This is a genomic window from Bradyrhizobium sp. USDA 4353 (assembly GCF_054063215.1).
Genome location: NZ_JBSSGB010000001.1, coordinates 2,325,934 through 2,340,240, shown reverse-complemented (window position 1 = coordinate 2,340,240; position 14,307 = coordinate 2,325,934). Strand labels below are relative to the sequence as shown.

Genomic DNA, 14,307 nt, shown 5'->3' with positions numbered 1-14,307 from the left:
ACCCTAGCGCAGTTCGGATGCGCCTGCCGCTGCTCGATTTGAACCCATCACAGCATCCGCGCGTTTGGTTACGGCCCGCCCCCAAGAAAGAGCCCGATGGAGACGATCGACGCCTATCTCGCCCGCAAGCATCAGGAGCTGACGCTTCTGAACGATTGCCTGCGGCGGCCGCATGCGCTGCCGAGACCAAGCTCGGTCGGCGAGGTCGTCAGGCAAAAGTTTCAGCTCGCGGCCGCACTGAAGGCGGAGCACGCGCTCGGCGACTGGACCGCGACCGAGACGGCCTGGGCTGACGCGGACGATCACCGCGCCGGTCCGTTCGCATTCGCCTACGACTATCAGCGCGCCGATCTCGAGGTGCGCGGGCCGTCATTCTATGCGGCCGGCAATGATATCGCGGACACGCTCTATACGATCTCAGGCATGGCGGCGATTGCGGCGCTGCTGCTGGCGACGCGGCCGGTGCTCGGCGAGGCTGATCTGCTGATGCTGCCCGGCTCCTATGGCGAGACCCAGGAGCTGGTCGAGGCGCATGCGCGGCATCTGCATCCCCTGACGCTGACGCGCGACCTCGCCGACGCGCTGGCGCAGCGATCATCCAAGGCGCGGCTGCTGCTGCTCGATTCCAGCACGACGGCGGCGCGGTTCGAAGCCGTGCTGCGCTGCCGACGCCCGGCGCTCGATCTCCTGATCTTCGACACGACGTGCTTCGCCAATGGCTCGGGCCGCATCCGCCGCGTGCTCGCCTGGGCGCGACGCTCGCGCGTGCCGGTCGTGATGCTGCGCAGTCATACCAAGCTGGATTCGCTTGGCGCCGAATATGGCCGTCTCGGCTCGGTCGCCTTCGTCGGTTGGCCACGAGTGCCGGAGGCGCTCGCCGCGTTACCGGAGCAGACGCGCAACGCCGTCCGGCTGCTCGGCGGCGCGGCGCTGCCGGCGCATTTTCCGCCTTATGTCGGCACGAAAGACTATCGCGCGCTGACGGCGCGGCGCATGGCCGCGATCCTGCGCAACAGCCGCCGCGCGCGGCGTCGATTTGCCACGACCTTGCGCGGCCTCACGGCCGAGCTGGACTACGCGCACGGTCTCTATGTCACGCTGGCGAGCCGCGCGCCGCTGGATGAGACCACCGCGCGGCAGGCCGCGGCCGCGATGAGCGATGACATCCGGCGCGCCGGCCTGCCGATCCGCCACGCCGGCAGCTTCGGCTTCGACTTCGCCGCGACCGAATGGTTTCACGACGCCACCACCGACCGCTACAGCGTGCGCGTCGCGGTGCCCGATCTGCCGACGGCTATCTGGGACGAGCTGACCGACGCGATCGCCGGCTGGTGGCGCGCGCATCAGGGACGATCCGCCGCGGCGTGAGCGCGCCATTGACCTCGCGATGATGGCACGCGCCTTGCCTTCCTCAACGGCAATGTATCACGCCGCAGGGGGGTCTCCATGAGCAGCTCGCATTTCGATTTGACACGCCGCCATGTCGTGCTCGGCGGCCTTGGCGCCGCAGGGCTCAGCGCCTTTGGCCCGCGCATCGCGCTGGCGCAAGGCCGCGCCGAGACGCTGCTGGTGGTGCAGGAGCTCGGCCCGAACTCGCTGGACATGCAGGGCGTCGGCTCGAACCAGACGGTCAACGGCCTCGCCTGGAACTGCTACGACCGGCTGCTCAGCTACGCGGCGAAGACGCTGCCGGATGGGACCATCTCCTATGATCGTGCGACGCTGGCGCCGGAGCTCGCCGAAAGCTGGGAGGTCGCCGCCGACGGCATGTCCTGCACCTTCAAGCTGCGCAAGGACGCGACCTTCCATGACGGCACGCCGGTCACGGCGAAGGACGTCAAATGGTCGTTCGACCGCGCCGTCTCGGTCGGCGGCTTCCCGACCTTCCAGATGTCGGCGGGCTCGCTGGAGAAGCCGGAGCAGTTCGTCGTGGTCGACGACCACACCTTCCGTATCGACTACATCCGCAAGGACAAGATGCTGCTGTTCAACGTCGCGGTGGTCGTGCCCTTCGTGATCAATTCGGAGCTCGCCCGGAAGAACGCGACCGCCGAGGATCCGTGGGCGCTGGCCTGGCTGAAGAACAACGAGGCCGGGGGCGGCGCCTACAAGGTCGAGAGCTGGAAGCCGGGCACGGAGACCATTCTCAGCCGGTTCGACAATTGGAAGTGTGGTCCGCTGCCGAAGATCAAGCGCGTGATCGCGCGCGATATCCCCTCGGCCGGCACGCGGCGGGCGATGCTCGAGCGCGGCGATGCCGATCTCTCCAGCGGCTTCGCGCCGCGCGACTTCGACCAATTGATCAAGGAGGGCAAGGTCAAGGTCACGGGCGTGCCGATCCCGAATGCGCTGTGGTACGTCGCGCTCAACACGGCGAAGCCGCCGTTCGACAACGTCAAGCTGCGCCAGGCGATCGCCTGGGCGATGCCCTATGAGCAGATCCAGGGAAGCGCGTTCTTCGGCCGCGCGGTGCCGATGTATGGCGGGGCTGGCGACGTGACCAAGCCGGTATGGCCGCAGCCGTTCCCCTACGTCACCGATCTCGACAAGGCCAAAGCGCTGATGAAGGAGGCCGGCCTGGAGGGCCTGGGGACGACGTTGTCGCTCGACGCGGGCACGGCGACGGTCGGCGAGCCCACCGCGATCCTGATCCAGGAGAACCTCGCCAAGATCGGCATCAAGGCGGCGATCGAGAAGATCCCCGGCGCCAATTGGCGCACGACCTTGAACAAGAAGGAGCTGCCGATGGCGCTTAACCGCTTCTCGGGCTGGCTCGATTATCCCGAATACTACTTCTATTGGAATTTCCACGGCCGCAATTCGATCTTCAACATCTCGTCCTACCAGAGCAAGGAGATGGATGCGCTGATCGACAAGGCGCGGTTCACGACGGACGCGGCGGAATACGAGGCGACGGTGAAGGCGTTCATCACGCTGTGCATGCGCGAGGTGCCGGTGGTGCCGCTGAACCAGCCGATCCACGACGTCGCGATGCAGAAGGCCGTGAGCGGCTACGAGTTCTGGTTTCACCGGGAGCCGGACTATCGGCAGTTCGCGAAAGGATAGCGTGTTAGTCGGGACAGGCTGGTCCGTCCTCGCTGGCAACATGATCACCCTTCTCGCCACGGCACCGGTGTACCCTCTCCCCTTGCGGGAGAGGGTGGCATGATCGAGCGAAGCTCGGTCATGCCGGGTGAGGGGTCTCTCTCCGCGACTTCCCGTGCGGATGGAGACCCCTCACCCGCCTTCGATGCTTCGCATCGAAGCCACCCTCTCCCGCAAGGGGAGAGGGTGCACCGACATCGCGGCTGCACTTTTCCTTCAATGCTTGATGGACATAACGCAGCCGATCGCCGCCCTCACAGCCACCCGCGCCGGCGGAACTGCCAGTACAGCACGCTGCACAAGACTGCGATGAAGCCGAGCACCGCGTAGTAGCCGTATTGCCATTTCAGCTCCGGCATGTGCTCGAAGTTCATGCCGTAGATTCCCGCCACCGCGGTCGGCACCGCGAGGATGGCGGCCCAGGCTGCCAGGCGGCGGGCGATGTCGGTCTGCTGCGCCTGGCCGGCCATCATGCTGGCCTCGAACACGAAAGCGAGGATCTCGCGTAGCGAATCCGCGTCCTCCTCGGCGCGCTTGGCGTGGTCGAGCACGTCGCGGAACAGCGGCGCCATCTCGGCGTCGATCGCGACATTGTCGACATGCTCGAGCCGCTTGCAGACGTCGACGACGGGACCGACGGCGCGGCGCAACCGCAGCAGGTCCCGACGCAGGCGATAGAGCCGGTCGACCTCGTGGCGCGCCAGCGGACGCTGCAGCACGACCTCTTCCAGGGTCTCGACCTCGGCCATGATGCTCTCGGTCACCGGGCGGTAGTTGTCGACGATGAAGTCGAGGATCGCATAGAGGATGTAGTCCTCGCCCTTGGCGAGCGAGCCCGGGCAGCTTTCGCAGCGCTCGCGCACCGCGCCATAGGAGGTCGAGGCGCCGTGTCGGACGGAGACGACGAAGCCCGGGCCGACGAAGATGTGCGTCTCGCCGAAGACGATGTGATCCTTCACGAGCTGCGCGGTGCGGGCGACGACGAACAGCGCATCGCCGTAACGCTCGACCTTCGGCTGCTGATGCGCCTTGGACGCGTCCTCGATGGCCAGCTCATGCAGGTTGAACTGATCGGCGATCCGCTGTAGCAGCGCCGCATCCGGCTCGTGCAGCCCGATCCACACGACATGGCCCGGCCGCCGGCTCCACTCGCCGGCCTCCTCGATCGCGATGTCGGCGACGCGATGGCCATTGGCGTAGACGCCGGCGGCGACCACGCCTGCCTCGCGAGGCACATCGGCTGGCTGAATCATGACGTGGCGCATCCCTGGCTCTCCGCTCGCAAGACCGACATTCGACGCGAGGACTCGCTGGGTCAAGCGGCGCATCAGGTCACGCCCGTCGGGCCGTCGAGCAGCTGCCGCACACGGCGGACCAGGTCGGTGCGGCGGTAGGGCTTATTGATGATCTCGAACTCGCCGATGTTGGCGTCGGCGCGCTCGACGGCGGCATCGGAATAGCCGGTCGTCAGGAGCACCTTCAGCTTCGGCTGGCGCTTGCGCGCCTCGCGCGCCAGCACTGTGCCGTTCATGCCGCCAGGCATCACCAGATCGGTGAACAGGAGATCGAATCGTGTCTCCGAATCCAACAGCTCCAGCGCGGCATGCGCGTTGGCGGCGACCTCGGTGCGGTAGCCGAAATCCTCCAGGATCGAGCGCGCCAGCTCGGCGACCTCGGCGCGATCCTCGACGATCAAGATGCGCTCGCTGCCGGTGCGGTCCATCGCCATTTGCGGGCGCACCGACGGCGTGGCGATCTCCTGCTCGGTCGCCGGAAACAGCAGCTGCACCGTCGTGCCGAGCCCGACCTCGCTGTAGATGTAGGTGCTGCCGCCGGACTGCCGCGTGAAGCCATAGACCATCGCGAGCCCGAGCCCGGTGCCCTTGCCCTCCTCCTTGGTGGTGAAGAACGGCTCGGCGACGCGGGCGAGGATGTGATGCGGAATGCCGACGCCGTCATCGGAGACTTTCAGCGCGACATAGCGACCGCCTTTGGGCACGCCGAACTGCAGGATGTCGTCGTCCGCGATCTCCTTGTTCTCGGTGCGGATCGTCAGCGTGCCGCCCTCCGGCATGGCGTCGCGCGCATTGACGAACAGGTTGAGCAGCGCGACCTCCGCCTGGGTCTGGTCGACCCGGCTGTTCCAGAGGTCCGGCTGCGGCTTGACGACGATGCGCACGTTCTCGCCGAGCGTATGCCGCGCCATCTGCGCCATGGTCTCGATCATGTTGTTGAGGTTGATCGGCCGGCTGTCGAGCCGCTGCTTGCGCGCGAACGACAGCAATTGCTGGGTCAGGGTCGCGGCGCGATTGGCGGCGGAGCGGATGTTGTCGACGGCACGGCGGTGCCGCGGCGCGAGCTCGCTGACGGCGCCCTGCAAGGTCTCGGTGTAGCCGATGATGACCTGCAGGATGTTGTTGAAGTCGTGCGCGATGCCGCCGGTGAGCTGGCCGATCGCCTCCATCTTCTGCGACTGCACCAGCGCGCTCTCGGCATCACGCCGGCGCGAGACGTCGAGCTGCGAGGCGAAGAAATAAACCAGATCGCCATTGCGATTGTAGACCGGGCTGATGAACAGCGCATTCCAGAACGCGGCGCCATTCTTGCGATAATTGAGGATCTCGACGGCGACGTCCTGCCGATTGTCGATCGCCGTGCGAACCGCGGCGACGGTGTCGCGGTCGGTGTCGGGTCCTTGCAGGAAGCGGCAATTGGTCCCGACGATCTCGGCCAGGCTGTAGCCGGTCATCTCGATGAAGGCGCGGTTGGCGAACAGGATGGGATTGTCGGGCTGGCGCGGATCGGTGACGATCATCGGCATGCGCGTCGTCTCGACGGCCGCGAAGAAGATGTCGTGGCGCTCCGACGACAGATCCGATGCGTCGCCGCTGTCGACGACTGCGCGGACGCGCTGCGGCTTCTCTTCTGACATTCTCTTCCCGGCTCCGACTGCGTTGTCGCTTGCGCGCATGACGACGCGAAGGCCGCCGCGATGCACCCATCGATATGCCGCTGAGGCGGAACGGGTTCCCGCCTGACTTGCCGATGCTGAATCGGCGGCGATGCGCTCACGCGAAAGCGACAACCCGCCGCGGGAACCATTCAGGCGCCTCGGAGCACAGCTCGTCTTGCGATACGCTCGACGGTTCCGGGCCGGCGCGCTACATCATCGCTCCGATCAACGGAGATGGGCAGGAGTTACCGTCATGGCAGAACAAAAGGTGGCACTCGTGACGGCGGGCGGCAGCGGCATGGGCGCAGCCGCCGCGCGCCGTTTGGCTATGGACGGATTTCACGTCGCGATCCTCTCGTCGTCAGGCAAGGGCGAGGCGCTGGCCGCGGAGCTCGGCGGCCTCGGTGTCACCGGCTCTAACAAGTCCAACGACGATCTCAAGCGGCTGGTGGATGGCGCGATGGACCGCTGGGGCCGCATCGACGTGCTCGTCAACAGCGCCGGCCACGGCCCGCGCGCGGCGATCCTGGACCTGACCGACGAGCAGTGGCACACCGGCATGGACACCTATCTGCTCAACGTCATCCGTCCGGCACGGCTGGTGACGCCGATCATGCAGGCACAGAAGAATGGCGCGATCATCAACATCTCCACCGCCTGGACCTTCGAGCCGTCGGCGATGTTCCCGACCTCGGCGGTGTTTCGCGCCGGGCTTGCCTCGTTCACCAAGATCTTCACCGACACCTATGCGGCCGACAACATCCGAATGAACAACGTGCTGCCGGGCTGGATCGACAGCCTGCCCGCGACCGAGGAGCGCCGCAGCACGGTGCCGATGGGACGCTACGGCAAGGCCGAGGAGATCGCCGCGACGATTGCCTTCCTCGCCTCCGAGGGAGCGGCCTACATCACCGGGCAGAACATCCGCGTGGACGGCGGATTGACGCGGAGCGTGTGAGGCGCCTCAGAACATCTCGAAATATTCGCGCTGCTCCCAGTCGGACACTTCGGCATTGAAGCGCTCGATCTCGGCGTTCTTGAGGAAGGTGTAGTAGTCGACGAAGGTGGTACCGAAGGCTGCGCGGAAGAACGCGTCGTCCTTAAGTGCATCAACGGCCTCGCGCAGCGATTTCGGCAGCAGGCTCGCTTTGGTTTCGTACGGCACGTCGGCCGAGGGGCCGGGATCGAGCTTGCGGTCGATGCCGTCGAGGCCGGCCGCGATCTGCGAGGCCATGTACAGATAGGGATTGGCGGCGGGCTCGCCGATCCGATTCTCCAGCCGCGTGGCGCGGTCACCGGGGCCGCCGAGCACGCGGATCATGACGCCGCGATTGTCGCGACCCCAGATCGCCCGGTCCGGCGCCAGCGAGTAGGCGCGGTAGCGCCTGTAGCCGTTGATGGTCGGGGTCGAGAACACCGCGGCTGCGCGGGCATGCGTGAGCAGGCCGGCCATGTAGTGCCGGCCGAGCGCTGACAGCCCCTCTGTCTCATCCGTCATGAAGGCGTTGCTGCCGTCGCGCGCGACCAGCGACTGATGCAGGTGCCAGCCCGACGACATCACGTTGGGAATGCGCGGCCGGCACATGAAGGTGGCGTGATAGCCGTGGCGCTGCGCGATCTGCTTCACAGCGCTGCGGAACAGCACCATGGTGTCGGCGGGCTCCATGCCGATACCGGGCTGCAGCACGAACTCGCACTGGCTCGGGCCATATTCGAGCTCGATCGAGCGCAGCGGCAGGCCGAGCGCGGTGAGGTTGGCCCTGATGATCTCGAGCGCCGGCTCCATCTGATCGAAGCGCTGCTCGGTGAGATATTGATAGCCCTGCGTCAGCAGGCTGACCGCCGGCGGCACGCCGGGCTGTCCGGGCGAGCCGGCATCCGAAGGCGCCAGGCGCGGGTCCTCGATCTTGAAGATATGGCACTCGACCTCGAGGCCGGCCTTGAACTGATAGCCGCGCGCATCGAGCGTCGCGAGGGCGGACCGCAGCAGATTACGCGTGGCAAACGGAACGGGCGCGCCATTGGCAAAATACAGATCACACAGCACCCAGCCGGTGCCGGGCGCCCAGGGCAGCACGCGGAACGTGGTGGGATCGGCGACCATCAGCGCATCGCTGCCGCCCTGCATCTCGGCCATGCCGAAGCCGCCACCGGCGGTGAACACCGGAAACACCGTGCGATGCGAGGTGTCCTTGGCAAGCAGCGTCGTCGTGATCGAGCAGCCGTCCTCCAGCGACGCCAGCGCGGCGTCGACGGTCAGCGCCTTGCCGCGCAGGATGCCGTGCTGATCGGGGAACGAGAAGCGGATGGTGGTGAGGCCGTGCTCCTCAGCGAGCCGGCGCATGCGCGCCGCGGCCTCGGTCTGCTCAGCGGTCCATAGCTGATGCCTGGCGACGAAACTCAACGATGGCTCCTGGTGAGGATGGCAACTTGCATGATCAAATTCCCGCCCGCGAGCGGGGACTATCCTTACCTCGCCCCGCTTGCGGGGAGAGGTCGGATTGCATCGTCAGATGCAATCCGGGTGAGGGGGACTCTCCGCGCGGTCGGTGCGCGTGGCTGCCCCTCACCCCAACCCTCTCCCCGTGAAGAACGGGGAGAGGGAGCGCACCGCCTGCGGGGCAAGAGCACGGGCACATCAACGAGAACGATAGTACGACCGCGCCGCCTACTCCGCAGCGCTCAGATGTGGCGCGAGACGGATGATATCCGCTGGCACCGGCGCGGCCCAGGGGGCGTTGCGGCGGCGGCGGACGTCGACTTCCATCCAATAGGTTTCCCAGCCGCGGGTCGGGCCGATGCCGTCCATCGTCGCCGGACCCTGCACGCTGCGGGCTGCGGCCGGGTCGAGGAAGAGCATCGGCGGCTCGCCGCGCGCGACCGTCTCGATCTGCTCACGCAGCAGCCGGCGATACTGGATGATCGCCTTGTCGGATTGGCCGAGATGCTCGCGGGTGCGGTCCTGGATACGCCCCATCGACTCCACCGCCCACTGGTCGTGCACGTTGATGTCGTTGCCCATGCCGGTGTAGGTCGCGGTCGCCTGCTCACGCGGATCGAAGCCGTAATCGTTGCTCTTGTTCTTGCGCGAGCGATAGTCCGGCAGCTCATACAGCTCGAGGCGCTGGGCGCGCATCTTGGCGCGGTCGACCGGCGCGCCGTAGCTGGTGAAGATCGCGTACCAGTAGCAGGTCTCGTCGTCGACCGGCACGTGCCACTGCGTGATCGTCATCTCCGTGCTCATCGGGATCACGAAGGCATGCGGGAACAGCTGATTGGTGACGCGCACGTGCGTACGCTCGCCGTCGATCTCGCGCAGCGCGATGATGCGCATTCCGTATTCGGTGCGCTCGACATTGATGATCGGGCGATCATATTCGCGCAGCACCTTGGTCATCGGCAGCTCGCTGTCGGCGGAGGCGCCGCGGAACTGCTTGCCATAGGCGGTCGAGGTGTCCTCGTCCTCGAAAAAGCGGTGCAGGAACGAGGCGTGCGCCGGATCGATGCCGACCTCCAGCGCCTGCAGCCAGTTGCACTCGATCAGGCCTTTGAAAGCGAACGTGTAGGTGTCCGGCGCGGTGAAGCAGTCGAGATCCGGAAATGCTGGCGGCGCGCCCTCGCCGAGCCACGCCCAGAGGATGCCGCCCTTCTCGATCACCGGATAGGAGCGCTGCTTGACGTTCTTGCACAGCGGCGAGCCCGCCGGCTCGGCCGGAGTGTCCAGGCACTGACCATCGACGTCGAACAGCCAGCCGTGGAACGCGCAGCGCAGGCCGCCATGCTCGAGCCGGCCGAAGGCGAGGTCCGCACCGCGGTGCGGACAATCGCGGTCTAGTAGTCCATAGCGGCCTTGCTCATCCTTGAAGAGAACAAATTGCTGGCCCAGCAATTTCACCGCGCGCACCGGCCGCTCGCCCACAAGCTCATCCACCAGGGCGGCCGGCTGCCAATACATCCTCATCAGCTTACCGGCAGGAGCATCAGGTCCGATGCGCGTGATCAGGTCGTTCTGCTCCTTGCTCATCATGATGGCCGTTCCTCCTGTTCCGTCGCAAGTCGGGCGTTGACGTCACGCGATCATCCAATAATGTTCGCTAGACGAACATATGTTCGCCTCGATTAGATTCGCTTTAAACAGGGAGAAGAGCAAGTGAAAAAGCTACAACCGAAGCCGAAGGGCGGACGTGCGGCAGCATCACTGCGTCCCAGAACAACAACAGCGGATCGTGTCAGGCCGATGCCTAAACTGAAGCGGACTGATGAGGAGAAGAAGCAGGCGCGTGGAGACGGGCCTGAGTTCGTGGAAGCGCTCGACCGCGGCTTGCGTGTCGTCCAGGCGTTCAGCCGCGAAGGCCGGCCAATGACGTTGAGCAAGGCCGCCGAGCTCACGGGCCTCGCCCGTGCCACGGTGCGGCGGATCCTGCTGACCTTGAAGGCCTCGGGCTTCGTGCATGGCGACGACCGGCTGTTCTCGCTGACGCCGCGCGTGCTGCTGCTGGCCTCGAGCTATCTCGCCTCCAACCAGATCAACAGCGTGATGCAGCCCTTGATGGACGTGACCGCGACGGAGGCGCGCGAGGTCTGCTCGCTCGCCGTGCTCGACGGCGATCAGGTCGTGTTCATCGCGCGCGCGACGCCGACGCGCATGGTCTCGACCGGTCTTGAGATCGGCTACCGCCTACCTGCGTTCTGCACGTCGGTCGGGCGAGCGCTGCTCAGCCGGATGCCGGATGAGCAGTTGCGCCAGACGATCGAGCGCATGACGCTCACCGCACTGACGCCGCAGACGCTCACCGACAAGGAGGCGCTGATGGCGGCGATCTTGGCGGTCCGCAGCGACGGCTATTCCCTCGTCGACGGCGAAGCGGAGCCGGGCTTTCGTTCGATTTCAGTGCCGATTCGCCGCTATGACGGCGGCATCGTCGCCGCCGCCAATATCGGCGGCCATGTCGATCGCGTCAGCACGGACGAGATGATGGAGCGCTTCCTGCCGCTGCTGAAGCAGCTCGCGGCGACGGTCCAACCGCTGCTGGTCTGATCTTCTGTTGATCACGCAAAGGCTCCGGCTTCACGCGAGGCCGGAGCCTTTTGTTGTGTCCGCGGCCGGCTTGCGGTTGCGTTCCCTCTCGCGTCGACGGCTCCGCCGGTCGGACGCCTGGCGATGCGAACACTCGCTTCGCAGCGAAGCCATATCGTGCCGGTCATGCGTCGCATCACGTCTTCATGGCGCATGACCTCTATACTCGCGCAATCAGAGAGCGCGCGGATTACGACGCAGCCACGGCTCGTCGCCGCGGCCAGCACGTCCCCGCCGCCGCAAGGATCTCGATCAAGCGAACATCTCGCCACAGGGCCTGCACAATGTCTCGCGCGCCGTGCGACGACGTGAAGTTTTGTTTTCGTGAACTAATCGCCAGAGTCGCAGGCGCCCGCGCCGCAACGGCCGCGCCCATTACGTGATATTATCGTGACGGCCGGCACGCACTGCCATGATTGACGGCGTCTCCAGGTATCATGGCGCTGTCAGCGGCGGTGACATGATCCGGAACGGAACTCATTAGATCGAGACCGACAGCGCACAATGTGACGACGCCACCAGTTTGCCGCGAATGACCATGCGATCGCGATCAGCCCGGCCGTTCTCGTAACCTCGCGCTCCGCATGCGCGTATCCTCGTTCGATGTTACCTTCAGTATCGTCAGCCGATCGCGCCAGCGATTCGGATGGCGGGTCGCCGCGCCTCGCCCCACCTGGTGCCGTCCGGACGAACGATGCGGTCGAAGCCGTCAACGGGATCACCGCTCTGGCGTCGCAGCTCGACGCGAGCGACTTCGTTGGACATCGGCGGCATCTCGCGCGTAAATGGCATGGCGGGCGATCAACACCCGATTTCAACCAGCGTAACGCCGTTCCAGGGGGACAAGCCATGACTGATGCGCTGCCGCTCGTGCTGGTGCCCGGGCTGATCTCGTCGCCCCGCATCTATGCGCCGGTCGTCCCGGCGCTGTGGCGGCTCGCCCCCGTGATGGTCGCGAACCACATCCGCGATGACAGCATGGTGGGAATCGCGCGGCGAATCCTGGCGGAGGCGCCGCCGCGCTTCGCGCTCGCCGGACACTCGATGGGCGGCTACATCGCCTTCGAGATCATGCGCCAGGCGCCGGAGCGGGTCGGCCGGCTGGCGCTGATCAACACCCAGGCGCGGCCCGACACGCCCGAGGCGAGCGCGCGCCGCCGCACCATGATCACGCGCGCCAAGGACGGCGACTACCACGCCGTGGTCGACGAGCTGTTCACAGGCTTCGTTCATCCGTCGCGTCAGGACGACCCGCGGCTGCGCCAGCTGGTCCACGACATGGCCGACGAGGTCGGCATCGACGGCTTCGTCCGTCAGCTCACCGCCATCATGGCGCGCCCCGACTCGCGGCCGACCCTGACCGCGATCCGCTGCCCGACCTTGGTTTTGACCGGCGACACCGACAACACCATTCCGAACAGCCTGTCGAAAGAAATGGCCGACGGCATCGACGGCAGCTGGCTGGTCGTGCTGGAGAATTGCGGTCACCTGCCGCAGCCCGAGCAGCCGGAGGAGACGGCGCAGGCGCTGATGGAGTGGCTGAGGGGGTGAGCCTGCCGCTGCGCCGGTCAAGACTCGGCCCGATCGCCGGTGGTAACTTTGCGAAATGCAGCGTATAATTCGACGATGCTGGACAACGCAAAAATCGCCAAGATCGTCCGCGAGATTGCCACTGCAAATTTGAGCAGCTCGGCCGCAGTCACTGATGTCACGACGGCGCCCTACGCGGATTCTGAAGGCCGCGACGCGCTGCGGATCACGATCGTGGTGAGCCCCATTGAAGGGACGGACATTGGCGGAGAGGCCGTTCTGGATACGTTGGTCGAGATCCAGGAGCAGCTCCAGGCTGCAGGCGAGGACCGTTTTCCGTTGATCGATTACGAGGCGGAGAACGAGGTCGTTGGCGATTCTTAATCCGGAGCATCTTTTCCAGCAGGCAGAGCAGTTGATCGTTCCGCCGGCGGCTGGGCCGCCACGGCAGGTCAACATTCGTCGTGCGATTTCGGCTGCCTACTACGGACTATTTCATGCGACGTTGATCGCTGCTGCGGATCAATTCGCGGCAAGACGAAGCAAGGGACGCCTCCATACGCTCTCGTCTACAGATCCGTAGATCATCGCGACCTCCGGCTGCTTTGCGAAGAGGTCAAGAAGTCGAAACCTCTCCGCTAAATACCTGCCGTTTGCGCCTTTTGGAGGCTTTGAAGCAAACCTCCAAGCGTTCGCATTCGCTGTTCTGGAGCTGCAACAGAAGCGGCATGAGGCCGACTATAATCCGATGATCCGCATCAAAAGCCTGGATGCACAGGTCGCCATCAGAATGGCACGGGCGGCGCTGACGAGGTTCGAAGCCGCCCGCACACAGAACCAGGACGCGTTCCTGACGTTGCTGACTTTGTTGCTGTTCCCGCCGCGCTGAGCGGGACGTGGCTATGCGTCCCCGACTCGTCCATTGCTTACCCGCAACCCATCCACGAATACATCCAGCAGCCGCAGCACGCTCTGCTGCCAGCCGATCTGATCGTGCATGTAGCACATGCCGATCAGGGCGCGCAGGACGTCGTCGGCGCTGATGTCGGCGCGGATCTCGCCGGAATCGACGGCGCGGGTGAGCAGCGCGCCGATCGAGCGGGTGAGATGGGCGTGCGAATAGGCGGACAGTTCGGAGTTGGCGGTCATCACGATCGCGAGCGCGGCCATCATGCCCTTCTTGGTGGCCACGAACTGCACCGTCGAGCGCAGCCAGCGCCGGAGCGCCTCGACCGGGGACGGCTCGCTCTTCAGCTCCTCGGCCAACTCTGCAAGCTGCTCGACCTCGCGCCGATACACCGCCTCGAACAGGTCCCCGCGGGTGGGGAAGTGACGATACAGCGTGCCGATGCCGACGCCGGCCTGGCGCGCCACCGCTTCCAGGCTCGCCTCCGCGCCGCCGACGCTGAACACCGCCTTCGCCGCCTCGAGCACGCGCTCGCGATTCCGCTGCGCATCGGCGCGCGGCTTGCGGTGGCGCTCTTGTGGTTTCGTCTCCATCTCACCAGCTCTTGATGACGGACTGTTCATGTCCTCTTGCTAAACGGAGGAACCCTCCGTATAAATAGACCTGCTACTCGGGACAGCCAACCTTTCCTTGAGCTCGTCGTCCCGCGGTTGCTGGATCTGGACGGACCACTGC

13 protein-coding genes are annotated in these 14,307 nt (G+C 65.8%); 7 read left to right on the top strand and 6 right to left on the bottom strand.

The annotated features are described in order from the left end of the window. The first annotated feature begins 96 nt into the window (after window positions 1-96). Entirely contained in the window at window positions 97-1,368 is a 1,272-nt protein-coding gene (locus ACVILH_RS10460; RefSeq protein WP_456712822.1) for a hypothetical protein, read from the top strand. 78 nt (window positions 1,369-1,446) lie between these two features. Beyond that, a complete protein-coding gene (locus tag ACVILH_RS10455) occupies window positions 1,447-3,066 on the top strand; it encodes an ABC transporter substrate-binding protein (RefSeq protein WP_456712821.1) in 1,620 nt (539 codons plus the stop codon). 293 nt (window positions 3,067-3,359) lie between these two features. On the opposite strand, the gene ACVILH_RS10450 is transcribed toward ACVILH_RS10455, so the two are convergent. After that, on the bottom strand, window positions 3,360-4,370 hold the full coding sequence (locus ACVILH_RS10450) for a magnesium and cobalt transport protein CorA (protein WP_456712820.1): 1,011 nt from the start codon (window positions 4,368-4,370) through the stop codon (window positions 3,360-3,362). Window positions 4,371-4,432: 62 nt separating this feature from the next. Beyond that, window positions 4,433-6,037: a hybrid sensor histidine kinase/response regulator gene (locus ACVILH_RS10445; protein ID WP_456712819.1), complete on the bottom strand. Its 1,605-nt coding sequence runs from the start codon at window positions 6,035-6,037 to the stop codon at window positions 4,433-4,435. Window positions 6,038-6,311: 274 nt separating this feature from the next. Here ACVILH_RS10445 and ACVILH_RS10440 point away from each other — a divergent pair, with 274 nt between their 5' ends. Beyond that, complete coding sequence (locus ACVILH_RS10440; RefSeq protein ID WP_456712818.1) at window positions 6,312-7,016, top strand: SDR family oxidoreductase; 705 nt, start codon at window positions 6,312-6,314, stop codon at window positions 7,014-7,016. 6 nt (window positions 7,017-7,022) lie between these two features. Here ACVILH_RS10440 and ACVILH_RS10435 read toward each other — a convergent pair whose 3' ends face one another. Both ACVILH_RS10435 and ACVILH_RS10430 read right to left on the bottom strand, forming a co-directional pair. Further along, entirely contained in the window at window positions 7,023-8,462 is a 1,440-nt protein-coding gene (locus ACVILH_RS10435) for a glutamine synthetase family protein (RefSeq protein ID WP_456712817.1), read from the bottom strand. A 264-nt stretch (window positions 8,463-8,726) separates the two neighbouring features. Continuing rightward, entirely contained in the window at window positions 8,727-10,085 is a 1,359-nt protein-coding gene (locus tag ACVILH_RS10430) for an aromatic ring-hydroxylating dioxygenase subunit alpha (RefSeq protein WP_456712816.1), read from the bottom strand. A gap of 210 nt (window positions 10,086-10,295) precedes the next feature. Here ACVILH_RS10430 and ACVILH_RS10425 point away from each other — a divergent pair, with 210 nt between their 5' ends. Continuing rightward, window positions 10,296-11,096, top strand: a complete 801-nt coding sequence (locus tag ACVILH_RS10425; protein WP_456712815.1) for an IclR family transcriptional regulator domain-containing protein — start codon at window positions 10,296-10,298, stop codon at window positions 11,094-11,096. 660 nt (window positions 11,097-11,756) lie between these two features. On the opposite strand, the gene ACVILH_RS10420 is transcribed toward ACVILH_RS10425, so the two are convergent. Next, window positions 11,757-11,900, bottom strand: a complete 144-nt coding sequence (locus tag ACVILH_RS10420) for a hypothetical protein (protein WP_456712814.1) — start codon at window positions 11,898-11,900, stop codon at window positions 11,757-11,759. Window positions 11,901-11,984: 84 nt separating this feature from the next. Here ACVILH_RS10420 and ACVILH_RS10415 point away from each other — a divergent pair, with 84 nt between their 5' ends. From ACVILH_RS10415 to ACVILH_RS10405, 3 genes are all read left to right on the top strand, one after another. After that, window positions 11,985-12,686 carry an alpha/beta fold hydrolase gene (locus ACVILH_RS10415; protein ID WP_456712813.1) on the top strand — a complete coding sequence of 234 codons (702 nt, stop codon included), beginning with the start codon at window positions 11,985-11,987 and terminating at the stop codon, window positions 12,684-12,686. Window positions 12,687-12,761: 75 nt separating this feature from the next. Next, a complete protein-coding gene (locus ACVILH_RS10410) occupies window positions 12,762-13,049 on the top strand; it encodes a hypothetical protein (RefSeq protein WP_456712812.1) in 288 nt (95 codons plus the stop codon). Window positions 13,050-13,413: 364 nt separating this feature from the next. Then, window positions 13,414-13,554, top strand: a complete 141-nt coding sequence (locus tag ACVILH_RS10405) for a hypothetical protein (protein WP_456712811.1) — start codon at window positions 13,414-13,416, stop codon at window positions 13,552-13,554. Window positions 13,555-13,565: 11 nt separating this feature from the next. On the opposite strand, the gene ACVILH_RS10400 is transcribed toward ACVILH_RS10405, so the two are convergent. Then, on the bottom strand, window positions 13,566-14,165 hold the full coding sequence (locus ACVILH_RS10400; protein WP_456712810.1) for a TetR/AcrR family transcriptional regulator: 600 nt from the start codon (window positions 14,163-14,165) through the stop codon (window positions 13,566-13,568). Window positions 14,166-14,307: the final 142 nt, after the last annotated feature.